At 57.7% G+C, this 22,992-nt stretch carries 24 protein-coding genes and 1 tRNA gene; 17 read left to right on the top strand and 8 right to left on the bottom strand.

The window, feature by feature from the left end:
* Window positions 1–16 precede the first annotated feature (16 nt).
* Window positions 17–679 (top strand): TetR/AcrR family transcriptional regulator, encoded by a 663-nt coding sequence (locus GOV90_RS17615; RefSeq protein ID WP_171091535.1) that lies wholly within the window; start codon window positions 17–19, stop codon window positions 677–679.
* 214 nt (window positions 680–893) lie between these two features.
* On the opposite strand, the gene GOV90_RS17605 is transcribed toward GOV90_RS17615, so the two are convergent.
* On the bottom strand, window positions 894–1,514 hold the full coding sequence (locus GOV90_RS17605) for a pyridoxamine 5'-phosphate oxidase family protein (protein ID WP_171091531.1): 621 nt from the start codon (window positions 1,512–1,514) through the stop codon (window positions 894–896).
* Between the two features lie 11 nt (window positions 1,515–1,525).
* The gene (locus tag GOV90_RS17600) at window positions 1,526–1,990 is read right to left on the bottom strand and encodes a nuclear transport factor 2 family protein (protein ID WP_171091529.1); all 465 of its coding nucleotides are present in this window, start codon (window positions 1,988–1,990) and stop codon (window positions 1,526–1,528) included.
* Between the two features lie 305 nt (window positions 1,991–2,295).
* On the opposite strand from GOV90_RS17600, the gene GOV90_RS17595 reads away from it, so the two are divergent.
* The 3 genes from GOV90_RS17595 (at window position 2,296) to GOV90_RS17585 (ending at window position 5,596) form a co-directional block, all read left to right on the top strand.
* Window positions 2,296–2,859 carry a TetR/AcrR family transcriptional regulator gene (locus tag GOV90_RS17595; protein ID WP_171091527.1) on the top strand — a complete coding sequence of 188 codons (564 nt, stop codon included), beginning with the start codon at window positions 2,296–2,298 and terminating at the stop codon, window positions 2,857–2,859.
* Window positions 2,860–2,999: 140 nt separating this feature from the next.
* Window positions 3,000–4,157: an acyl-CoA dehydrogenase family protein gene (locus tag GOV90_RS17590; protein WP_171091526.1), complete on the top strand. Its 1,158-nt coding sequence runs from the start codon at window positions 3,000–3,002 to the stop codon at window positions 4,155–4,157.
* A 167-nt stretch (window positions 4,158–4,324) separates the two neighbouring features.
* Entirely contained in the window at window positions 4,325–5,596 is a 1,272-nt protein-coding gene (locus GOV90_RS17585) for an FAD-binding oxidoreductase (protein WP_171091524.1), read from the top strand.
* Window positions 5,597–5,598: 2 nt separating this feature from the next.
* On the opposite strand, the gene GOV90_RS17580 is transcribed toward GOV90_RS17585, so the two are convergent.
* Window positions 5,599–6,300, bottom strand: coding sequence for an SDR family oxidoreductase (locus tag GOV90_RS17580; RefSeq protein WP_171091522.1), 702 nt, complete (start codon window positions 6,298–6,300; stop codon window positions 5,599–5,601).
* Between the two features lie 103 nt (window positions 6,301–6,403).
* Between GOV90_RS17580 and GOV90_RS17575 the strand changes: the two genes are divergently transcribed.
* Window positions 6,404–7,255 (top strand): LysR substrate-binding domain-containing protein, encoded by an 852-nt coding sequence (locus GOV90_RS17575; RefSeq protein WP_171091520.1) that lies wholly within the window; start codon window positions 6,404–6,406, stop codon window positions 7,253–7,255.
* Here the strand turns inward: GOV90_RS17575 and GOV90_RS17570 are convergent.
* Complete coding sequence (locus GOV90_RS17570) at window positions 7,246–8,148, bottom strand: LysR family transcriptional regulator (protein WP_171091519.1); 903 nt, start codon at window positions 8,146–8,148, stop codon at window positions 7,246–7,248. The genes GOV90_RS17575 and GOV90_RS17570 overlap by 10 nt on opposite strands.
* 75 nt (window positions 8,149–8,223) lie before the next feature.
* On the opposite strand from GOV90_RS17570, the gene GOV90_RS17565 reads away from it, so the two are divergent.
* From GOV90_RS17565 to GOV90_RS17545, 5 genes are all read left to right on the top strand, one after another.
* Window positions 8,224–11,436, top strand: coding sequence for a reductive dehalogenase (locus tag GOV90_RS17565; RefSeq protein WP_171091517.1), 3,213 nt, complete (start codon window positions 8,224–8,226; stop codon window positions 11,434–11,436).
* Between the two features lie 125 nt (window positions 11,437–11,561).
* The gene (locus tag GOV90_RS17560; protein WP_171091515.1) at window positions 11,562–12,428 is read left to right on the top strand and encodes a xanthine dehydrogenase family protein subunit M; all 867 of its coding nucleotides are present in this window, start codon (window positions 11,562–11,564) and stop codon (window positions 12,426–12,428) included.
* Window positions 12,425–12,904, top strand: coding sequence for a (2Fe-2S)-binding protein (locus GOV90_RS17555; RefSeq protein WP_171091513.1), 480 nt, complete (start codon window positions 12,425–12,427; stop codon window positions 12,902–12,904). Before GOV90_RS17560 ends, GOV90_RS17555 begins: the two co-directional genes overlap by 4 nt.
* Window positions 12,904–15,159, top strand: a complete 2,256-nt coding sequence (locus tag GOV90_RS17550; RefSeq protein WP_171091511.1) for a xanthine dehydrogenase family protein molybdopterin-binding subunit — start codon at window positions 12,904–12,906, stop codon at window positions 15,157–15,159. Before GOV90_RS17555 ends, GOV90_RS17550 begins: the two co-directional genes overlap by 1 nt.
* On the top strand, window positions 15,152–15,397 hold the full coding sequence (locus GOV90_RS17545; RefSeq protein ID WP_171091509.1) for a MoaD/ThiS family protein: 246 nt from the start codon (window positions 15,152–15,154) through the stop codon (window positions 15,395–15,397). Before GOV90_RS17550 ends, GOV90_RS17545 begins: the two co-directional genes overlap by 8 nt.
* On the opposite strand, the gene GOV90_RS17540 is transcribed toward GOV90_RS17545, so the two are convergent.
* Complete coding sequence (locus GOV90_RS17540; RefSeq protein ID WP_171091507.1) at window positions 15,394–16,098, bottom strand: DUF374 domain-containing protein; 705 nt, start codon at window positions 16,096–16,098, stop codon at window positions 15,394–15,396. The two genes, GOV90_RS17545 and GOV90_RS17540, sit on opposite strands and share 4 nt — an antisense overlap.
* A gap of 142 nt (window positions 16,099–16,240) precedes the next feature.
* Here GOV90_RS17540 and GOV90_RS17535 point away from each other — a divergent pair.
* Window positions 16,241–16,316: transfer RNA gene (locus tag GOV90_RS17535), tRNA-Trp, on the top strand.
* A 94-nt stretch (window positions 16,317–16,410) separates the two neighbouring features.
* Here the strand turns inward: GOV90_RS17535 and GOV90_RS17530 are convergent.
* The 3 genes from GOV90_RS17530 to GOV90_RS17520 are packed head-to-tail and all read right to left on the bottom strand — an operon-like array spanning window position 16,411 to window position 18,412.
* On the bottom strand, window positions 16,411–17,550 hold the full coding sequence (locus GOV90_RS17530; protein ID WP_171091505.1) for a site-specific integrase: 1,140 nt from the start codon (window positions 17,548–17,550) through the stop codon (window positions 16,411–16,413).
* Window positions 17,550–17,867, bottom strand: a complete 318-nt coding sequence (locus GOV90_RS17525) for a hypothetical protein (RefSeq protein ID WP_171091503.1) — start codon at window positions 17,865–17,867, stop codon at window positions 17,550–17,552. The genes GOV90_RS17530 and GOV90_RS17525 overlap by 1 nt, the downstream gene beginning before the upstream one ends.
* On the bottom strand, window positions 17,867–18,412 hold the full coding sequence (locus GOV90_RS17520; protein WP_171091501.1) for a hypothetical protein: 546 nt from the start codon (window positions 18,410–18,412) through the stop codon (window positions 17,867–17,869). The genes GOV90_RS17525 and GOV90_RS17520 overlap by 1 nt, the downstream gene beginning before the upstream one ends.
* A gap of 161 nt (window positions 18,413–18,573) precedes the next feature.
* Between GOV90_RS17520 and GOV90_RS17515 the strand changes: the two genes are divergently transcribed.
* The 6 genes from GOV90_RS17515 (at window position 18,574) to GOV90_RS17490 (ending at window position 22,933) form a co-directional block, all read left to right on the top strand.
* The gene (locus tag GOV90_RS17515; RefSeq protein WP_171091499.1) at window positions 18,574–18,771 is read left to right on the top strand and encodes a hypothetical protein; all 198 of its coding nucleotides are present in this window, start codon (window positions 18,574–18,576) and stop codon (window positions 18,769–18,771) included.
* A gap of 19 nt (window positions 18,772–18,790) precedes the next feature.
* On the top strand, window positions 18,791–19,168 hold the full coding sequence (locus tag GOV90_RS17510) for a hypothetical protein (protein ID WP_171091497.1): 378 nt from the start codon (window positions 18,791–18,793) through the stop codon (window positions 19,166–19,168).
* Window positions 19,165–19,344, top strand: coding sequence for a hypothetical protein (locus GOV90_RS17505; RefSeq protein WP_171091495.1), 180 nt, complete (start codon window positions 19,165–19,167; stop codon window positions 19,342–19,344). The genes GOV90_RS17510 and GOV90_RS17505 overlap by 4 nt, the downstream gene beginning before the upstream one ends.
* A gap of 91 nt (window positions 19,345–19,435) precedes the next feature.
* Window positions 19,436–19,786, top strand: coding sequence for a hypothetical protein (locus tag GOV90_RS17500; RefSeq protein WP_171091492.1), 351 nt, complete (start codon window positions 19,436–19,438; stop codon window positions 19,784–19,786).
* The gene (locus GOV90_RS17495) at window positions 19,786–20,151 is read left to right on the top strand and encodes a hypothetical protein (protein WP_171091491.1); all 366 of its coding nucleotides are present in this window, start codon (window positions 19,786–19,788) and stop codon (window positions 20,149–20,151) included. The genes GOV90_RS17500 and GOV90_RS17495 overlap by 1 nt, the downstream gene beginning before the upstream one ends.
* A 67-nt stretch (window positions 20,152–20,218) precedes the next feature.
* On the top strand, window positions 20,219–22,933 hold the full coding sequence (locus tag GOV90_RS17490) for a phage/plasmid primase, P4 family (RefSeq protein WP_171091489.1): 2,715 nt from the start codon (window positions 20,219–20,221) through the stop codon (window positions 22,931–22,933).
* Window positions 22,934–22,992: the final 59 nt, after the last annotated feature.

The following is a 22,992-nucleotide window of genomic DNA, read 5'->3' as shown; positions in this document are numbered from 1 at the left end:
AGGCAAGGTGAAAATCATGAGTCTAAAAAACATAGAAAAACCAAGGCAAAGAGCGCCATCCAAGCGGTCCTTGGAGACGCGCGCGCGGATCATGGATGCTGCGGAATTGATCTTTGCCGAACGGGGATTCGAAGGTGCCTCGATCCGCGATATTGCCGCTTTGGCGGGTGTGCAGATTGGCCTTGTACACCATCACGGCGGCGGGAAAGAGGAGCTTTTCTATCGTACCGTCGCCCGCCGCGCGGATAAACTGGCGCAGTTACGAGTCGATAAACTGAACAAAGCCAGAGCCGAGGGGCCGCTGACATTGCACAGTATTTTGGACAGTTTTATCCGTCCCTATGTGGAGCTGGCTGAAACGGGTGGTCCAGGGTGGATGGCTTATGGTCGACTGGTTGCGCACGTGTCCGTCGATCCACGGTGGAGCGACATAGCAGCCGAGTGTTTCGATCCGACGGCCCAGCATTTTATCGCAGAGATTGCTGCGCTTTACCCAGATATAGATCCGGCGGTGTTGGCCAGTGGTCAGGTTTATTCGGTTTCGGCCATGCTGGCGCATCTCAACAGCGGCTGGCGCGTCAGGGCGCTGTCGCAGGGCGGTGAACAGCCTGACATAGAGCCGCTGGTCGAGTTTTGCGCCGCAGGCATTGCAGCAATGGTCCAAGCCGGTCGAGGCTGATCGCCTTTCAATCCTGCTGCAGGTGATCAAATAGCATTGTGCTGAATACGGAAGGCGATGTGCGCACGGCGCTGGGTGACGCGAAAAACCCAAACATCAGGATCAGCAATATCAAGGCCGCCGCTGCAAGACACACGACCGAGAGTTGAACGACTGAACGAACCATTGCGCAAAATCCTTTCCTGTAATTCGTAAACCCGGGTCGCCCAACGCGTTAGCTGGACTTTGCCAATTCCAGCTTCAGCCGCTCATTCTCGGCCTGCAGCTGGGCCAGCTGTTGTCCAAGAGTGTTCAGATGGGGGCGCAGCTCGGCTTCGGTGAAGCGAGGGGTGATGTGACGCGGGCAGTTCCAGTCCAGTGCCTCGATACGGATGATTGCTGCCCGTTCCGCCGGGGCCTCGGCCCCTTCGGGATACAAACTGGCTGCAGCGGCTTCGCCTTCAGTAAATTCGACACGTCCCAGGATCTTCAGGCGGCGCTGGTTGGCGTAATCCATCAGGATCATCGCGATCCGATCATTCCCATCCAGATTGCCGCGCGAGATATACTGCTTGTTGCCGGAAAAATCCGCATAGCCGATGGTCTGCGGCCCCAGTACTTTCAAAAACCCAACAGGCCCACCGCGATACTGCACATAGGGCCAGCCGGTTTCGGACACCGTCGATTGATAGAACCCGTCACGTGCCTGAATGAACTCTTTCTCGGGCTCGCCGATCAAGTGGCCCTGCTGTGGCCCGCTTTCGATGAACTTGGCATAGGTTTTTGCCGACCCCATGCGCTCTTGATGGGCGCGGACGGCAGGGGTGAAGGCGCGTTCGGAAAAGGCACGGGGCATGGTGATTCCTTTCAAAGACCTAAATCTGACAGTCCGGGATGATCTTCGGGGCGTTCACCTTGCGGCCAGTGAAACAGACGGTCCTCTTCGGTGATCGGCAGATCGTTCAGCGAGGCGTGGCGGTACGACATGCGCCCGTCTTCGGCAAATTCCCAGTTCTCGTTGCCATAAGAGCGGAACCACTGGCCGCTGTCGTCTCGCCATTCATAAGCATAGCGTACAGCAATGCGATGTCCGGCAAAGGCCCAGAGTTCCTTGATCAGGCGATAGTCCAGTTCCTTGCGCCATTTGCGCGTAAGGAAGGCGTGGATGTCGGCATGGCCTGACAGAAACTCAGCCCGGTTTCGCCATTGACTGTCCTCAGTGTAGGCGGGCGTCACCCGGTCGGGGTCGCGACTGTTCCAGGCGTTTTCCGCCATCCGCACTTTTTGAGTTGCGGTTTCGAACGTGAATGGGGGCAGAGGAGGGCGAGACATGAGGCAAGGGCTTTCAAGTAAGTGAAGCGGCCAAAAGGGCCATGGTTAGAAGGAACGGAACGTACTGAGGTGGGAAGATGCTGGCGCGACGTTTCATCGGTCAAATCCTCTGGTGTACAGATCGGTTAACTTTCGAATTCAAAGTGTACCGATCTGTTAACTTTTGCAAGGGCAAACTTTAAAAAATTTCAGATTGGGGCTGTCTAATCAAATAAAGCATTTTAAAATCAAACGCTTGATTTGGTGTTATTGTACTTCGCGTTTCGGGCTAATATGTACAGAACGGTACACTATGGAGCCGAATCATGCGCCCAAACAAACGGGACGAACTGGTGAGCAAGGCCCTGAAGGTCTTTTACCGCGATGGGTTTCACGCGACTGGCATGGACAAGCTGGTGGTGGAAACGGGTGTGTCCAAAACGTCGATGTACAAGCACTTCCGCACCAAGGAAGAGCTGATCCTTGCGGCCCTGCGTTTGCGGGACGAAAGCTTTCGTGATTGGTTTCTAAAGCGAATTGACGACATGGCGGAAACGCCAGCCGAGCAAATCCTCGCCAGTTTCGATGCGCTGAAAGAATGGTTCGAAGAAGATGAGTTCCGGGGGTGCATGTTCATCAAGGCAGGCGCTGAATTCCAGGACCCAGATCACCCGATCCATGTACAGGCTGCCGAACACAAGCAATTCCTGCTGGACCATTTCACTTCGGTTGCCGAGCAGGCCGGTGCTCAGGATCCGCATAAACTGGCCTGTCAGATCGTACTTTTGCAAGAAGGGGCTATTGTCTCGGCCGTTCTGCTTCAACAATGCGATCCGGCGCAAGACGCCAAGGATGCAGCGGCAAATCTGCTGGATGCGGCATTGTCCTGAACCTGCTCAAGAAAAAATGGTTCTTTCAGTTTTGGGCATGAGACGTTGCGTTGTTCGACGGCAGGACGCGGCGTCACATGCATTGGCGTGAATCAGGCGGAACGCTAGGCTTACTGGAAAGATTGTCTGGAGAGCGTTCGATGCCACTTTTCACTTCCACCGCAGCGTGGGTCACCGACGAACACCGCATGTTTGCGGATATGGCAGGCCGGTTCATGGATGATGAACTGTCGCCCAATATCGAAACCTGGGTCGAAAACGGCGTGGTGGATCGCGGCTTTTGGCGCAAGGCGGGTGAAACCGGGCTGATGGCGGGTGCAATCCCCGAAGAGTATGGTGGTGTCGGCGGCGGCATGGGGTTCGATGCAATCACCGCCTACGAACAGGGCGCGCGTGGCGATGCCGGTTGGGGCTATGGCATTCAGTCGATTGTGACGCATTACCTCACCGCCTACGGCAGCGAAGATCAAAAGCACAAATGGCTGCCGAAACTTGCTTCGGGCGAAATGGTCGGTGCTTTGGCGATGACGGAACCCAGCACCGGGTCAGACGTACAGGCGGTTCGGACGACGGCCGAGAAAGACGGAAACTCTTATCGGCTGAACGGCTCGAAGATCTTCATCACAAATGGGCAGTCTGCGGATCTGATCATCGTGGCAGCCAAGACAGACAAATCCGAAGGCGCGCGTGGTGTGTCTTTGATCGTGGTCGAAACCGAAGGGGCCGATGGTTTTCGCCGGGGGCGGAACCTTAAAAAACTGGGCATGAAGGGCAACGATACGGCCGAGTTGTTCTTTGAAGACGTCAAGGTGCCGATGACCAACCTGCTGGGGGATGAAGAAGGGCAGGGCTTTTACCAGCTTATGAAACAACTGCCGTGGGAACGGCTGAACATCGCGATCATGGCGCTGGGCGCGATTGATTTCGCCATCGCCGAAACGGTCAAATACGTTCAGGAACGTAAAGCCTTTGGGCAGCGGGTGATGGACTTCCAAAACACCCGGTTCAAGCTGGCGGAATGCAAGACCAAAGCCGAGGTTCTGCGCAGCTTCATCAACGATTGTGTTGCCAAGCTGGAAGCCGGCGAGCTGGACGCTGCCACCGCTTCGATGGCCAAATATTGGGGTTCAGAGGTGCAGAACGAGATCATGCATGAATGTCTGCAGCTGTTCGGCGGCTATGGCTTCATGATGGAATACCCGATTGCGCGTCTATATGCGGATGCGCGGGTTCAAATGATCTACGGCGGGACCAATGAAGTGATGAAAGAGTTGATCGCACGCTCGATCGACGTTTGACGGTTTCCGGGCGGCGACCCGCCCGTTTGCGTCCTTTCTCAAAAAAAAGACCTCTTTGGTGCGTATGCATCAAGAGGTCTTTTTTGTTGCGACTGCGTCTGAACGAGTCCGCTTGCAAAGCGTTGTTTTCGGTAAGATGATCCGCGCAAAAGACTCAGAGGCCAGATGTGAACGATCCCGAAAATGCTCTTTGGCGCAGCACATGCTCCGAGACGGTTTCAGCCCCGCCTCTGAGCGTCGACACCGAAGTTGATCTGGCGGTCATTGGGGGCGGATATACCGGATGCTCAGCGGCATTGACGGCAGCCCGCAGTGGCGCGTCGGTCTGTCTGCTTGAGGCACAAGAGATCGGCTTTGGCGGATCGGGTCGCAATGTCGGTTTGGCCAATGCTGGCCTCTGGCTTCCGCCTGAAGAAATCCGTGCTCATATCGGACAAGTGGCGGGTGACCGCCTAATTGATCTGCTGGCCCAAGCGCCCTCAGACGTGTTCGCGTTGATCGAGAAGCACGGCATCGCCTGTGAACCTGTGCGCAACGGAACCTTGCATTGCGCGCATTCCGCCGCCGGACTGAAAGACTTGCATACACGTCACGCACAGCTGAGCGCGTCAGGTGCGCCGGTTGAACTGCTGTCGGCGGACCAGGCGCGGGAAAGAACCGGTAGCGATGCCTTCCATGGGGCGTTGTTCGATCCTCGCGCCGGAACCATACAGCCGCTGGCTTATGTGGTCGGATTGGCGCGAGCGGCGGCGCAGACCGGGGCGCAGATACACGGGCAAAGCCCGGTGCAGACCATGCGCCATGAAAACGGCCAATGGGTGCTGACCACACCGAAAGGGGTGGTGCGGGCCAAGTCCCTCATTCAGGCGACCAACGCCTATCACCTTGGTTTGCCAAATACCGCGCCCGCCTATGTGCCGGTTTATTATTTCCAATACGCGACCGCTCCGCTGTCGCATAACTTGCGCGCCAGTATTCTGCCGCAAGAAGAAGGGTGCTGGGATACCGGTTTGATCATGACGTCGTTTCGCCTGGATCAGGCGGGGCGCATGATTATTGGCGGCATGGGCGACCTGGGCAACGCAGGTCGGAGCGCGCACACCGCTTGGGTCCGGCGCAAACTGGCGGAGCTTTATCCGCAACTGGCCGACCAGCCGTTTGAACAGGGTTGGCACGGCCGGATCGCCATGACTTCGGACCATATCCCGAAGATCACGCAGATCGGCCCGAACGCTTTGGCCGCCCACGGGTATTCCGGTCGCGGCATCGGACCCGGCACGGTGTTTGGTCGCATGATGGCCGAAAGCCTTCTTGCCGAAGATCCCACACGTTTACCCGTGCCCGCCGTGCCCGAGCATCGCGAAAGCTGGACACGCGTGCGCCGCGCTTTTTTTGAATCCGGCGCGGCGCTGACACACCTGATAAAGGCACGGTTCTGAGGTCAGACAGACCGGGTGATGCCGCCATCCACCCGGATATTCTGCCCGGTGATGTAGCCGCCCCCTTCAGATGCCAACAGGGCCACGACCGAAGCGATCTCGTCATAGCTGTGCCCATAGCGCCCCATTGGAATGCGACTGCGGAACTCTTCTTTCTCGGGCAGACTGTCGATGAAGCCCGGCAGGACGTTGTTCATGCGGATGTTCTCGGCGGCATATTTGTCCGAGAACAGCTTGGTGAATGCGGCCAACCCGGCCCGTAACACGCCCGAGGTAGGGAATACCGGATCAGGTTCGAATGCGGCAAAGGTTGAGATATTGATGATCGCCCCACCACCCTGCGCCTGCATGATCGGCGTGACCAGTCGGGTCGGACGGACCGCGTTCAGGAAATAGACATCCATGCCGGTGTGCCAATCCTCATCCGTCAGCTCAAGGATCGGAGCGCGGGGGCCGTGACCAGCGGAATTGACCAGTACGTCAATACGCCCCCAATGGGCCATCGCAGCATCGACAAGCTTTTGCAAATCCACGGTGGACTGGTTCGAGCCGGTCACACCGACGCCACCCAGCTCGTGGGCCAAGGCTTCGCCTTTGCCAGAGGCCGACAAAATACCAACCTTGAACCCATCTGCTGCCAGTCTGCGTGCGGAATCTGCACCCATGCCGCTACCGCCGGCTGTTATAAGAGCTACTTTTTCCATCTGAAATCTCCGTTTTCATTTGATCCCAAGATGGCGATCAAGGCCTGGTTTGACCAATCAGTTATGCTGACTCTATGCTGTAGAAAATCTACAGGACCGTTTCATGGCAGCTCTTCCTCCTCTGAATGCTTTGCGAGCCTTTGAAGCCTCTGCGCGACATTTGAATTTTCGACTGGCCGCCGAAGAACTGGGTGTGACGCAAGGCGCGGTTGCGCAACAAGTGAGGGGGCTAGAGGCCAGGCTGGGTGATGTTCTGTTCGACCGCTTGCCGCGTGGTTTGCGGCTGACTGAAGCCGGACGCAGGTTTCACGCGCCTTTACGAAGGGCCTTCAGGTTAATCGAAGAGGCTGTAGAGGAGTTATCGCCGGATCGTCAGATCATATTGTCGGTCACGCCTAGCTTTGCCTCAAAATGGCTGGTGCCACGGCTATCGGATTTCATCGACTCGTATCCGGATATCTCGGTTCAGGTGGACGCAGGTGAACGTCTGGCGGATTTCAAATCGGATGGCGTGGATCTGGCGGTCAGGCAGGGCAGGGCGCCCTTTGGGTCCGACCTGGATGCCGTGCCGTTGTTCTCAACAGAATTCGTCCCGGTGTGCAGCCCATCCATTGCCGGGAAAGTGACCCATCCCTCTGATCTGCTTGGGCAAGTATTGCTCAATGACACTCATGGATTGTGGCCTTTGTTTCTTGAGAGGGTGGGCGTAAGCGGCAAGCCACGGATGATGAGCTTCAGCCAGACCAGTCTTGCTATTGATGCCGCACTGTCCGGGCAAGGGATCGCACTTGCCAATGCGCCGCTGGTTGCGTCCGAGCTTGCTTCGGGCCGTCTTGTCCAGCCACTTGAGGATGTCTTGATCGAAGATCTGGGGTTTTACATTGTCGCGCTGCGCAAGCCACGGCAGCCGCAAATGGTTGAGATCATGCGCAACTGGCTGTTGTCTCAGGTCTGAAGGGTGGCTGCGATGGCTTCGATCCGGGCGCGCAGCCAACGGTGTGCGGGGTCATTTGCTGATCGCTGATGCCAGACCATGTAGATGGACACAGGCGGGCATTCGAAAGGCAGCGGTGCGCAATCCAGCGCGGCAAGCGGACCCTGTTTCATCAGTGCTGTATCGGTCGAGATCAGGTCGCTGCCCCGTACGAAGGCCGGAATTGCATTGAAGTGCGGCAAGGTCACAACGGCAGGTCTGATCTGGCTTTGATCGACGCCGCGCATGACAGCGCGGGCGTTGCGGCCATCGGCAAAGCGCACTTCGACGTGATCGCTGTCGCAATATGCCTGCCAACTGTCCGGCGGATTGCGTTGTGCGGCGTCGTAGAACATCATCAGCGGGCTGGTCATCAGGCGTTTCTGAAAGATATCCGGCCCATCGGGTGGCAGCGGGGTAAGCATCAACTGGCACCGGTCACTGCGCAGCAGGTCAGAATCTGGAACGCCCGAGGGGATGAACTCCAGTTTCAGGCGCACTTTTTCGGCGCGGGTTTCGCGAAGGAGTTGCGGAAAGATCAACTCACGCGGCATGTCGTTGGTAGCGATGCGTATGTCGATCTGTTCGGACAAGGGGTTGAACGGTCTGCCCTCGGTCAGTGCGCGCATCCCGTCCAACACTCTTTGGGCCGGGTCTTTCAGGGACAAGGCGCGCTCGGTCGGAATCAGGCCCTGACCGGAACGGACAAACAGCGGATCACCCAACACCAGCCGCAGCTTGGCCAAGGTATGGCTGATCGCGGATTGTGTGACGCCCAGTCGGTCCGCAGCTTTCGAGACCGAGCTTTCCTCGAGTATAGTGAGAAATGTGCGCAGGACCTTTCCATCGAGGTCCGTGAAATCGATTTTGCTCATACCGTTTATGATTATGCATGAATGGCTCTGCTGTCCATGCCGGGATAGGAGATGGTAAGCAACAGGAGGCGCATAATGGGAATCCGCTTTTTCTCGGATAAAAACCGGCCCGTTCACATGGGGCGTTACCCGCTGGAGCGCTTGGCCCGAACGGACGAAGGGCCGGACCTGTCGCTTGTGCCTTCGATGGCTGAACTGAGTTTTCACCGACCGGAACATCCGGGCAGCATCGTCAACGCGATGGGCGAATTTCAGGCGATGATGGACGCCATTCGCGACGGGCTGGTGAACCCGGTTGCGTCAGAGATACCTTCAGATCCGCAGGAACGTGCCAACCATCTGAAAGCGTTTGGGTATTTCAACGATGCGTCAATGATGGGCTGCGGGCCTTTGCCGTCGGCTGCTTTGCTGACGCAGCCGCGCCGCAACCCGGATATCGACCGGCTTGCCCATGCGTTGCGCACACGCCAGACCAAGACTCTGGCCTCGGGGATCGACGTCATCATGGCGGATCTGAAAGACAGTATGGAGGCTGCGCCCAAGCCGATCGACAGCCACCGGAACAGCATCGTGTTTCTGTACGAATACAATCGCGACCCAGACCCATCAGAACCCGGCGCAGACTGGATCACAGATGCGCAGGATCATCGCGCCTGTTTGCTGGCCACCGAAAATGCCGTGGTCATCGCCAACTATATCCGTCTGCTGGGTTTTGACGCGCGGGCGCACAGCGTGATGTCGTCAGAAGTTGATTTGGGCAAGTTGGCCGTGGCCGCCGGGCTGGCCTCGGTCGAAGACGGGGAATTGATTGCTCCGTGGCTGGGGACACGATTTGGTCTGGCTGCCGTCACGACCGAGATGCCCATTGCCCATGACCGACCGCTCAAGCCCATGGCGCAACAGCCCTGGTTTCACACACATGGGCCGGCATGGTGGCTGGGAACTGGCTTTGCCAAAAATGCCCTGAACCGTGATCCGTATTCCAAACGGCGCTATGTGGGCGGAGCCCATCCGTTCGAGAAACTCAAACGGGTCGAGACGCCGACCACGTATATCGACGAAGAAAACGTCGCCCGTGTACCCAAACGTGCCGACATGTTTGCCCGTGCTCAGTTCGGCGATATGGGCAAGTCGCTGCAGGACGCTGCGAAAGGCGGGTACTACGTTCGCAAGGCCGCGCCCAGCTTCGCGCAACGCCGCGCGTTGGGGGCCTTTGTGTTGTTACAGGATGGTGAAAGCGCTGAGGCTGCAAAGCCAACGGATGCCGCTCGGAATGCGGCGAATATAAAAGCGGCGACCTATTTCCTCGGGGTCGATGCGGTGGGCCTTAGCCGCTGCCCAGAATGGGCGTGGTATTCCCACGACGCAACGGGCGAAGAAATCGTACCACCCCATGATCAGGCGATCAGCATGATCATCGATCAGGGCTATGAAACGATGGAAGGGGCCAGCGGTGACGACTGGATCAGCGTTGCCCAGTCTATGCGTGCCTATCTGCGCTTTTCCCTGCTTGGGGGCGTGATTGCACAGCAAATCCGCAACCTTGGCTACAAGGCCAAAGCGCATACGGTGATGGATGGTGAGGTGCTGCAACCTCCGTTGCTGTTGCTGTCCGGTCTGGGTGAGGTCAGTCGGATCGGAGAAGTGATCCTGAACCCTTATCTCGGCCCGCGACTGAAGTCCGGGGCTGTGACCACCGATATGCCGATGGAACACGACAAACCGATTGATTTCGGCCTGCAGAGCTTTTGCGAGTCTTGCAACAAGTGCGCGCGGGAATGTCCGTCGGGCGCGATCACGGCCGGGCCGAAGCTGATGTTCAACGGCTATGAAATCTGGAAATCCGACAGTCAGAAATGCGCCACCTATCGTGTGACAACACCAGGAGGGGCGATGTGCGGGCGGTGCATGAAGACCTGCCCTTGGAACCTTGAAGGCATCTTCAAGGAACGCCCGTTCCGCTGGGCCGCGATGAACATCCCCTCTGCCGCGCCCGCACTGGCCAAGCTGGACGATGCGGTCGGCAATGGCGGTCTGAATGACATCAAGAAATGGTGGTGGGATATTGAGCTGCAGCCGGACGGGTCCTATCGCCCCACAACGCACCCTTTGAACCGGCGTGATCTGCAAACGGATCTGAACCTGAAATACGAAGATCAGACGCTGGCCGTCTATCCCGCCTATCTGGCCCCACACCCGTGGCCCTATCCCTTTGCCATGGATCGCGAGGCCGGGATTGCGGCCTACGAGGCCATGGTGACAGCCGATGAATACAAGTCCCGCAAGGCCAGCGGGGATATGTCGGTCATCCACCGCTATCAGATCGCCGGTGACGCACCGGTGACGCGGGTTGCCGTGACCAAGGTCGATAAGATGACCGCCGACGTAACGAAGTATGAATTCTCATCGCTGGACGGTGCGCCCCTGCCGGGATGGGCGGCGGGCGCACATCTGGACGTATTGGTCGCGCCGGAATTCTTGCGGCAATACTCCATGTCCGGCAACCCGTCAGACAGGTCGACCTATCAGATCGGTGTATTGCGCGAAGACAAAGGGCGCGGTGGTTCGGCGCTTTTGCATCGCATCTTCAACGAGGGGCGCAAAGTCTTCATCTCGAAGCCGATCAACCATTTCGAACTGGATGAAACGGCAACTAAGACCTTCCTGATGGGCGGTGGTATCGGCATTACTCCGATGATCGCCTTTGCCCATCGCCTGCACGCCTTGGGTCGAGAGTTCGAGTTGCATTACTCGGCTGGCACGCGGGGCGGGGCTGGGTATCTGGATGATCTGGCCGCGATGCCCTGGGCAGGTCGCGTGCATTATCATTTCTCAGATGAAGATACCCGCGCCGATTTGGATGCGATCCTGTCTGGCTATCAGGACGGATGGCATGTCTACACCTGTGGGCCGGATCGCTACATGAACGGGGTGATGCAAGCCGCTGAGCGCCAAGGTTTCCCTGAAGAGACGCGACATTTAGAGTATTTCTCGGTTCCCGAAACGCCCGAATACGAAAACCATCCATTTACAATCAAGCTTACCAGTTCGAGGAAAACGCTGTCCGTGCCGGCAGAAAAGGACGCCGCTCAGGTCTTGAATGAAGCCGGGTTTCACGTGGATGTGAAATGTGCTGACGGCATCTGCGGCGTCTGCAAATGCGGTGTCGTTTCAGGTGAGGTCGAGCATCGGGATTTCGTTTTGTCCAGGAAACAGCGCGAAGGCGCGATGATCCTGTGCCAAAGCCGAGCGGCGGAACCTGACGGCGTGATTGAAATCGATCTCTGAACCCTTCCTAAAAGCGACATCTGGAATTTGAATTTTGGTCGCTCGGCCCATGGACGCCGGACGAGGGGTGAATTAACGTCGCCCCGAACCCAGATATCCCTGATCAACAGGTACGAGGTAGCTTCATGGATTATCACAGCCCCGCCAGCTTTGCCGAAGCTTCGGCTCTGGCCGCAAATGCGACGGGTATTACACGATTTCTGGCGGGTGGCACCGATGTTTTGGTGCAGTTGCGCTCGGAACTGGTGACACCCGATACGCTGATCGACATCAAGAAAATCAACGGTGTACACGACATCACCCGCAATGCCGATGGCAGCTGGACGCTGGGCGTGGCCGCAACAGGCGCCGAGATGAGCGAGCATCCTGATCTGGGCAAGGACTGGCCCGGCGTGGTTGAGGCGATGGACCTGATCGGGTCAACTCAGGTGCAGGGGCGCGCGACTTTAACCGGGAACCTGTGCAACGGATCTCCGGCCGCTGATTCCGTGCCCGCGATGGTCGCAGCGGGTGTGACCGTTACAGTCACTGGCTCTGACGGCACCCGTGAGGTTGCGGTCGAGGACATCCCAACCGGCCCCGGCAAGACCTCACTGACGAAGGGCGAGGTCATCTCGGCCGTCCATATTCCTGCTCGGGGTAACAACGCGGGTGATGCCTATCTTCGATTCATCCCGCGTACGGAAATGGACATCGCCGTGGTTGGCGTCGGCGTCAGCTTGCGACTGGACGGAGACACCATCACCGAAGCTCGGGTGTCTTTGGGGGCGGTTGCCCCCACGGTTCTGCTGGTGGAAGATTGCGCGAAAGCCCTGATCGGCAGCACGCTGGACGATGCCGCGCAGGATGCGCTGGCGGCCGCCGCCTCTGCCGCTTGCAATCCGATCGACGACAAACGCGGCACGATCGCATTCCGAACAGAGGTTGCTGGCGTTCTGGCAAAGCGCGCCGCAAAAATCGCCTATACCCGCGCAAAGGGAGAAAACGAATGAGCAAGCTCCACGTATCCACTACCGTGAACGGGGACACGGTTGAATACCTTTGTGACCCGCGCGAAACTTTGCTGGATTGTCTGCGCGACAAGCTGAACCTGACCGGCGCGAAAGAGGGCTGCGGCACCGGGGATTGCGGTGCGTGTTCCGTCACCGTTGATGGCCGTCTGGTCTGTTCTTGCCTGATGCTGGGCGTCGAGGCCGAGGGTAGGCAAATCGAAACCGTCGAAGGCATTGCAGACGGCGACGTTCTGCATCCGCTGCAAAAGAAGATGATCGAATACGCTGCTTTGCAGTGTGGTATCTGTACTCCGGGTATTCTGGTGGCGGCCAAGTCGCTGCTGGAGAAAAACCCGAACCCGACCGAAGAGGAAACCCGGTATTGGCTGGCAGGCAACCTGTGCCGCTGCACCGGGTATGACAAGATCATTCGCGCCGTGATGGATACGGCGGCTGAGATGCGGGAGGCGTCGTAATGGCTCTGGACGATCGTAAATCAGGTTTCACATTTGTGGGCACTCGCCCAAACCGCCCTGACGGTCTGGACAAGGTTACAGGCCGTGCCAAGTTCGGCGCGGATATTTCGGCACCTGGAATGTTGCACGGCGCTGTTCTGCGCTCTCCTCACGCCCATGCACGGATTGTGAAGATCGATACGTCAAAGGCCGAGGCTCATAAGGATGTCAAAGCCGTTGTGACCCGTGCGGATTTTGCGGACGTGCCCTTCAAGCCGGGGCTGGAAGGCGAGTTCTGGAATGTTCTGGAAAACGTCATGGCTGGTGAGAAGGCGCTTTATGACGGTCACGCGGTAGCTGCCGTGGCGGCGACATCTGCGCTGGCGGCCCGTGATGCGCTCAAGCTGATCGAGGTCGAATACGAAGTACTGCCCCATGTCACCGACGTGGACAAGGCAATGGCTTCGGACGCACCTATCATCCGCGAAGGCGCGGCAGACTATTCCGTACCCGAAGGGATGCACCCCAACGTGGTCCGCTACCATGAAAGCGGTCACGGCGATGTCGAGGCCGGATTTGCCGAGGCCGATCTGGTTATCGAAGACAGCTTTGTGACCGAGGCGACCCACCAGGGTTATATCGAACCGCACGCTTGTCTGGGCATGTTGGGTAATGACGGCAAGGGCGAACTGTGGTGCACAACGCAAGGCCACTGGATTGCGCAGAAAACCTGTGCCGCGTTGCTGGGCATCGAAACCTCGCAACTGCGTGTAACCGCGTCTGAAATTGGCGGGGGGTTTGGTGGCAAAACCACAGTTTTCATTGAACCTGTTGCACTGGCGCTGAGCCGCAAGGTCAATCGTCCGGTTAAGATCGTCATGACGCGATCCGAGGTATTCCGAGCAACCGGTCCGACGTCTTCCGCATCGATGGACGTAAAGATCGGGATGAAGAAGGACGGCACGATTTCGGCGGCTCAAGGCGTGTTCCGCCTGCAAGGTGGGGCGTTCCCCGGCGCACCGGGCGACATGACCGCTATGTGCGCCTTCGCGCCTTATAACCTGACCAACGTCAAGCAAATTGGCTATGACGTGATGTCGAACCGGCCCAAGCAGGCGGCCTACCGGGCACCTGGTGCGCCGATGGGGGCGTTTGCGGTTGAATCGGTCATCGATGAGCTGTGCAACAAGCTTGGTCTCGACCCCGTCGACGTGCGCCTGAAAAACGCCGCCCATGAGGGTACCAAGGCCAGCTATGGCCCGACCTATGAACGCATCGGTCTGGTCGAAACGCTTGAGGCTGCCAAGGCGCATCCGCATTACGCAGCACCGCTGAAACCGGGGCAGGGGCGGGGGATTTCCTGCGGGTTCTGGTTCAACCATGGTGGTGAGACCAGCGTATCTTTGGCCTTGTCTGAGGATGGCTCGGCCCAGCTGATGGTCGGAACGCCTGACATTGGCGGGTCGCGCGCGTCGATGGCGCTGATGGCGGCCGAGGTTCTGGGCATTGCCTATGAGAACATCCGTGTCACCGTCGCCGACACCGCGACACTGGGTTACAACGACGTGAGCCACGGCTCGCGCGTGACCTATGCCTCGGGTCTGGCCACGATCAAAGCCGCAAAACATGCGGTCGAGAAACTATGCGAACGCGCGGCGTCCAAGTGGGGCATCCCGGTTGATGCGGTGAAATGGGAAGACGGATGCGCGGTGCCTTCGGGCCCCAATGCAGGCGATTTCGATCCGATGCCGCTGGCCGACATCACTGCGGATATGGGGTCAACCGGCGGCCCGATCTCGGGCCACTTTGAAGCCACCCCGGAAGGTGCGGGCGTGTCTTTTGGCACTCATATTGTCGATGCCGAAGTCGATCCTGCAACCGGCAAGACCTCGATCACCCGTTACACGGTCATTCAGGACGCCGGTAAAGCGATCCACCCGACCTATGTTGAGGGTCAATTCCAGGGTGGAGCCGCCCAAGGCATCGGTTGGGCTCTGAACGAGGAATACATCTATGGCGAGGACGGGCGCTTGCAGAACTCGATCTTCCTCGACTATCGCATTCCCGTTGCCAGCGACCTGCCGATGATTGACACGGTGATTGTCGAAGTACCCAACCCCGGCCACCCATTTGGTGTGCGCGGCGTGGGTGAGACAGGCATCGTGCCGCCATTGGCTGCTATCGCGAACGCTGTGTCCAACGCGGCGGGCGTGCGGTTGAAGCAACTGCCCATGTCGCCACCGCGCATTCTGGCTGCGCTCAAGGACAATGGTTGAAGTCCACCTTTGGTCCGGCCTCCGGTCATTGACCGGGGGCCAACAAGTGGTGGAGGTTGAGGCCAAAACCACTGGCGAACTTTTGCGGGCGTTGGTTCAGGCCCACCCGCAATTGCAGGCCCCCATCGATGCGGGGGTCTCTATCGCGATTGACGGGCGCGTCATTGCCACCGGGCTTACGGAATCAATCCCCGAGGGCAGCGAAGTCTATTTGATGCAACGCCTCAGGGGCGGTTAGGCATCAGGCGACCAAGGCTCACGCCCCACCATTCGGTCGGCTTCGGCTGTGATATCGTTCATGTGCTGTTCAAGGCTCAGGCGCAGGGTCTCGAACTCTTCTTCACTGGCTTTGCGTGGCACCGTTTCCGTCCATTCGCGGCACAAAAACACACCTTCATTGCGCCAGGGGCGTGGCATCAGCAGGCGGTCCCATGTACCGGCCTCGCGCCCGTGTTTCGCAGAAAAGGTGATGCCAAATACCCGTTTGCCCGATGTACGCGCCCAGACCAGAGGTACAGTCGACAGCACCCGTTCTGGTCCGCGTGGCCCATCCGCAGCAATGCCGATGGAAATGCCCTGCTTCATCTTACCAAGCACTTCACGCGACAGTGCCACGTGCCGCTTGTGGCTGGACATGGCGATTGTGTCCATACCGAACTGTTCCTGCACCCGGCCCACCATGCTGCCGGCGCGGGCTGCGGACGTGATCGAACAGATCCTGCCTTTGTCCAGTGGAAAGAAATACGGGGACTGCGCCAACCGCTGGTGCCACAGTACAACGATTACCGGCTCTCCCTGTTCGGCCAATTGGTCCAGTTCTTCGTACCCGATGCGTTGCCAGCGCGTGTTGCGGTTGACCCATCTAATATAGCTGGCGATCCGTCGTGCCACCCAGTTCAGCACAACTTCGCTGTCTGCGATCTTCTTGCGGAGGTTCACACGGGCTTCCTTTTGCTGGCCGGACCTTGTCTTAGCGCACTGCACATTTTGCGCAACTTGTTTGTCGGATCAGATAGTGGTGTGGAATCTGAAAAAGCCTCTTGAGTCCGCCGCGCGGCTGGCATATCTGAGTGCTCACCACAGGGGTATAGCTCAGTTGGTAGAGCGACGGTCTCCAAAACCGTAGGTCGCGGGTTCGAACCCTGCTGCCCCTGCCATTAAACTTCCATACATTACAGACGTTTAAGCGACTTTCGGGCCGTTGTCTGTGGGTGCCGAGTCCGCAGATCGGTCCACAGCGACAGTATTAAATCAACGTAATTTGTTGAACATGGACACCTTACGTTCTTTGAGTCGGTCGGTGACATGCAGGTAAGTATCGGTCGTCAGCTGGGCAGTTGAGTGCCGAAGATGGTCCTGAACTTCTTTGATCGAAGCACCCTGTTCCAGCATGTAAGTGCCAGAACCGTGACGGAACGAATAGAGCGTCAGAGACAGGCCAACGGCCCGAATTGCGACTCGAACCTTGCGGGCTAGGCTGGTTGGCCTGATGGGCAACAGACCATCGGCACCCGGCCACACATAGCCTTCCGGGTTCCACCCCAGACCCTTGTCACCCTTCGCGGCCAGATACGCTTTGCGCAGCCTTTCCAGATCGGCAATGGCCGGGTCGGGCAGAGCCAGGACCGCAGTCGATCCTTCGGTTTTGGTTTCGTGACGGACAAGGTAATCGTCACCCGCTTCAGACGCGACTTTGTTGATGTTCAGTGTCCCGGCGTTCAGGTCAATGTCATCCCAAGTGATCGCGATCACTTCACCCGGTCGGCACCCGGTGAAGAACAGCAGGCGCACATAGACCGCCAGATCAAAACGATCCATGCAGCCTTCCAGATGGTCGGTGATGGCATCCACATCTTCGAAGGTGGCGAAGGCCGCTTCAGTGCGCGGCACATGGGGCGCGATGGCCTTGGCAGATGGATCGTCGCGGATCACATCATCGCGCCATGCCTGCCGCAGTGCCTTCTTCAGAACAGCCCATGTGTTTTTGATCGTGCGCGGTGCCAGACCATCCGCCCGAAGACCCTGCACCAGCTTGTCGAAGGTCTTGGCCGATACGTCACGCATCCGCACAGACCCGACATGGCGGTTGATCACTTCCACATGCTGTTTGTCCCGCGCGATGGTTTTGGGTGCTGGCCGCTTGCCTTTGTAGGTGTCGGGCCGGTTGTTTGCCCAATGCACCAGAAAGTCGGCCACGCTGCTGGTGGCATCTGCCGAGATTTGCACCCGGCGTTCGTCCAGTTCCCTTTCGTCCGCGATGGCCTGCGCTTCGCGCTTGCTGTCCGCCTTGACGGTGAAGGACCGTTCGACCATTGCGCCACCCTTGGCCGGGTCGGGCGCACGGTAGCGGGCTTTCCAGACGCCCGGTGACTTCTGCTTAATCGATGCCATTAGTCGGTCCTTTCCCACACCCAGTCCCAACCGTTTATGGGCCAGTCCTGCAAAGGCTTTTTGTCAACAAACGAATAGTGTTTACCGTTGTGCAGAAACACGGCGACAGTTTCAGGCCATTCTGGGTTCTGTCGCATATCAACCACTTTTGTGTCGGCAATTATGCACGCGACCTGTCTCCCGGACTCAATTGCTGCCTTCTCATTATCTGTGACCTGTGCAACCCAATGATGTACCGTCCCGTCTTCACCATACTCGCGGCCCGTTACTACAAAAACGTAATCAGGTCGGGTCGGCTTCTTTTTGAATAGTGCCATCAGTTTGCCTCCTCAGCTTGCCGTGCGCGGTGCGCAGCGGTCTTGCAGCGGTTGCTGCACATGCTGACGGGGCGGGTGCGACGGATGCGGTGCCACGCGCCACAGTGGTCGCATTGCATGAAATTCCACCCGTCACGCACGGCTGACAGCATTTCATTGGCCAGATGCGCCCGCACGGTCAGAGGCGTGGCGATAAACAGCATGTCTTTGGGATCGACCGACAGGTGCAATTCCTGGCTTTGGATAACGGCATTCATCAGGGTTGGCGTGATCCGGTCTGCATATTCCCGGTACCGGACAATCTGGTCGGCATCGGTCACGCCACCGTCAGCGGCCAGTTCTGGAAACGAAGCGGCGACCATCTGACAGGTCTTCGTCACTTCGGGCCAATCGTTGAATTGGGGAATGAACGGCGCGTCTTTCAGCGGTTCATCCAAGTTCCGACCGGGCGGGCCGAACGCGGAATCAGGGTCCATCTGACCGGTTGCGATTCGCGCAAACAGCCCCGGTATTGCCTGATCCGCCCATGTTTCTGGGTGTGTCATGTCAGTTCCATCAGTTAATTCTACGTACAGTACGTACAGTAACGATACGCGAGTCGCAAGACCGTAGTTCGTAACCTGTTACCGTACAGAAAATAATTGACAGTTACAGTATAGCTGAATGACGGTTGATCCATCGACACTGATGGAAAGGAACTGAAGCAATGCAGTTGAGCGATATTCACCCTGACAAGACGTACAGCATCGGCGTGGCGGCTGAAGTGACCGGCGAAGCTACGCATTCGATCCGGCGTCTGATCCGTGACGGATACCTGCCCGCTTTTCGCCAGCCCGGTCAGCGCACGTACCGCCTGAAAGGCCGGGACATTACGGCGATGGCCAACGGCGAACTGGCCGCGTGAAGCAGAAGGAAACTGACACATGAAAATTCGTTACTACGACTGCGTTATGAAGGGCGGATGCCCGCAAGACGTTCTGATCGAACGCCCGTTCGACTTTGACCCGAACGCGTACACAGATGCTATGCAGGCCGCTATCGGTTTTTACGCCGCTTTGCTCAAATTCATCAATGACGCCAAGCCGGAAGACTCTTGGTTCGGCCAAGACCCGGCGACTGAATTGTCATTTTGCGTGCCGGGTACGCACGACATGTTGGACGATCCGACCGCATGGGGCGTCATCTGGGAAGCCGGACCGTATCGCTGGTCTTTCTGTTCCGAGAACGAGCCGACGGCTTACCGAATGGGATGGGGTGATTGGCCGTGGGTTCGGACCTTTGCTGACCGGGTGGCAGCATGAGCCCTGAACAGATCGATGCCATCGGCCAACAACTTCACGACGCGATTGAAGGCGCGAAGAAGGTTGCCGACGAAACCGGCTACCCGCGATTGATCCTGCATCTGGAAATGATCGATGAAATCATTGGACCGATCCAAAGCGCACTTACCGATCTGGTCGAAGGCGAAACCCACTAAAGCGAACACCCGACCACATGGGCCGGGTGCTGATTGAAACCGGGTTGTCAGTTTTTGCCGACGGGCAACCCACCATCATCATGAGTATGAAATGAGTAATACACAAACCCGCCGCCGCCAGCAAGATTTCCAAGCCGGGGATCGCAAGTTCTTCCAACGCCACCCGGATCGACAATTCCGCCTGCGTCGTATGAGCCAGGACGAAATGGCCGTCGTGTTGGACGATGACGCCCCGAAACCGGCCGAGGGGAATGTCTGGGTGGTCGTTGTCCAGAATGTCGCGCCCGGTATGCGCACTTATCAGTCGTTCCAGATGATGAAGAAGGCGTCTGTGTTCTGCCACATGTGGGATGATTTCCACTGCGGATTTGCCGTGCATCAGGGCTGGTTGATGTGTCCCTATGTGGTCGCGCAGGCCATGACGAACCGGGGGATGTGCTGATGATTGAGTTTGACCGGTACCAAGTCCGCGAACGCACACTCGGCAAGACGGTCGTTTGCGCACGGGAACTGTATGACCAGATGGGCTGCCCGGCTGATGAATGGAACATGTCGGTCAGTCAGAGCCTGACCCGCATTTTGAAAGACCTTGGCTTCACGGTGGTGCGCAAGACGGATCGACCGGCTTATGGCGGCTTCTATGAGTACGCCAAGCCGATGCCGGAACCAGAGCCCGTGCCGCCACGGCCACCATCGACCCAATCAATCCCGATGGACCCCAAGCTACTGATGCTGGCCGCAACGATCCGCGACCATTTCGGTGGCGGTAAACTGGCGGCTGAAGTTCTGCGGCAAACGTTCAAATAAAACGACCCGGTCACCGCATGGGGCAGGACCGGGCCAACTGAAACCCTTCGATGAAGGACAACTAAAGATGCCCAACGATACCACAGGATTCGCCCTGACCCTAGTCACCAAAGACGAAGGCATCATGTCGAAGTCGATCTATTTGAACGGCAGCGGGAAGCCGCACAACGACAGCAAACAATGCGCCTTGGAAACCGGCACAGCACAGACCATTCAATTGCCGACACTGACCCATCTGGCAGACCTATTAAACACGATGCCATCCAACCAGTGCATCACCTTGGGGATTATCTCGAATGACCCGTCAGGCGACACGCTATGGCCACTTGTGACCAAAGCGGTTGCACGGACCATGCCACCCGGCACGCACATCACCCGGTCACAAGATCACATAGGATACCGCGAAGGTTTGCCGGGTTTGATGCTGATCGACTTCGACCAGAAAGGAATGCCGGACCGAGTGCGCCAAAAGCTGCAATCAGTGCGGGCGGTTGATGCAATTTTAGGCCATATTCCGGGCGCGTCCCAAGTCGGTCACGTGTTCCGCAACAGCACGTCGTCAGGATTGCGCAACATCCAGACCGGCGAAACCTACCCGCACAATGGGGGCTTTCATTTGTATCTGCCCGTTGCGGACAGCGCAGACATAGACAGAGCGTTGAAAGTCCTTCACCAGCACATGTTCCTGGCTGGGTTCGGTTGGCATTGGGTCGCCAGTCGGGGTGCGTTGATGGAACGGTCTTTGGTGGACCGTTCCGTCGGAACACCGGAACGCCCGATCTTTGAAGGTGCGCCATTTGTGGCTGAACCCTTGGTGCAGGACGCAGCCAGCCGTGCTGCTGTCGTTTCACCGGGGGTGGGGGTGCTGGATACACGGATCGCGTTGCCCGACCTGACACCGGAAGAACAAGCGCAATTCGACAATCTGGTCCGACAATCGAAGGCGGAAGTGAGCGATGAAGCGCAAGCCGTTCGCAACACCTTTGCACAAGATGAAGCGCAACGTACCGGCAAGTCGATTGAGACGATCCGCAACGAATTGGCCATGGCTGACAAGGGTGTCTTGGCTGTCGATCACGTTCTGAAGTTCGATGATCCTGAGATTGGGCTAAAGACGGTCGGTGAAGTGATGCGTGATCTGATTTTTTATCACGAAAAGTCACTGGCCGATCCGATGGACCCGGATGACGGTCGCGGTAAGGCGATGGTTTTCAATTCCGGTTTGATCAACTCTTACGCCCATGGTGGTGCTGTCTACAAAATGACACCACCGCCTGACGTGATCGGTTCCATGATGCAGGCCGCAGGCGGGCCGGAATTTGGACAGATGCCACCGGGCGTCGTCCCGGTCGAAATCGACCCGGTCGTGGACAAGGTGGCCGAACTGATTTCGGGCGGTCAGGTGGACATGGCTTGCCGCACTGTCATCAACCCCCATGATCTGGAACACACAGCGCGTCTGATCGTTGCCGGGTACTTCACGGACAATGACCGGCGCGCATTGACCCACTGGCGGGGCGACTTCTATCGGTGGATCGGCACGCATTGGGAAGTGATGGCCGAAGATGATATTAAAGACGTGCTGTTCCACTTCTTCAGCAAGATCGTTTGTTACGAGAAAGAGACGCAGGACGGGATCACACGCCACAAAGTCAGCCCGACCAAAGTGCTGGTGTCGAACTATGTCGCGGCACTGCGGGCGGTCACGAAGCGATCCGCAGCCATTGAACCGGGATGGAACAAACCGGAGCCAGGAACATGGCGATCCGTTCAGAATGGCATCCTTGATCTGGACACCGGCAAGCTGGTGGCGCACACGCCTGACTTCTTCAATCACACATGGATCGACGCTGACTGGCAGGCCGATGCGGTCTGGACCGGGACACGGGCCGAAGCGTTCTTTAACGAAGCGTTGGACACGCCCGATCAGATCGGGTCGATGCAGGAGATTTACGGATACTTGCTGTCCGGTGCGACGTGGCTTCAGAAGGGGTTCATGTTCGTTGGCGAGAAACGAACCGGCAAAGGTACCAACATCAAGTTGCTGAAGGCACTGGAAGGCAATCTGGTCTATTCGATCCGGTCCAGCTTGTTGGCCAATCAGTTCGTCATGGAAGGCGCGGTGGGCAAAAGCCTGATGGTGGTACCCGACGTGCGCTTGAGCAAGGACTCGGACTTCAGTGCCATTGGTGAATTGATCCTGACCGTGACCGGTGAAGACGATGTGGACGTGCAGCGCAAGAACAAGCCCGTGTGGACCGGCAAGACGACCGTGCGCCTGATCCTTATGTCCAACAGCATTCCGTTGCTGCGCGATCCTGACGGTGTGCTGGCCAGCCGGTTCATCTATCTGACCTTCCCCAATTCGTTCTATGGGCGGGAAGACCCGGAACTATTCGACGCGTTACTGGCCGAACGGTCCGCGATCCTGCGTTGGGCTGTAGAAGGCTGGCAGCGTGTTCGTAGCCAGAAGCGTTTCACCGTGACAGAAATCAACGCTCAGATGCAGGCCGACGCGGAAATGAGGATGAACCCAGTTGGTCAATTCGTTGAAGAACGATTGGTCGTGACCGGTGATCAGGAAGACTTCATGAGCAGTGAAATGTTGTTCGGTGTGTTCAAAGCGTACATCGATGGGCGGGATGTTGGTGATTGGACACAGGACGGTTTTTTAAAAACACTGAAAACCAAACCGCTGAAAATTACCTCTGGTAAAAATAAAACCCAAACACAGCGCGGTTTTCGCGGCGTAAAATTAAAAATACTGCCGATACCGTCCTGAATAGGACACCTAGGACACCTTTCTGAAATTACTACGCGTAAGGAAAAAAGAGTCCCTTA

The sequence above is a fragment of the Ruegeria sp. HKCCA5929 genome (assembly GCF_013034525.1).
GTDB lineage: Bacteria > Pseudomonadota > Alphaproteobacteria > Rhodobacterales > Rhodobacteraceae > Ruegeria.
The sequence above is the reverse complement of the archived record's forward strand: the minus strand, read 5'-3'. Positions and strand labels throughout refer to the sequence as shown.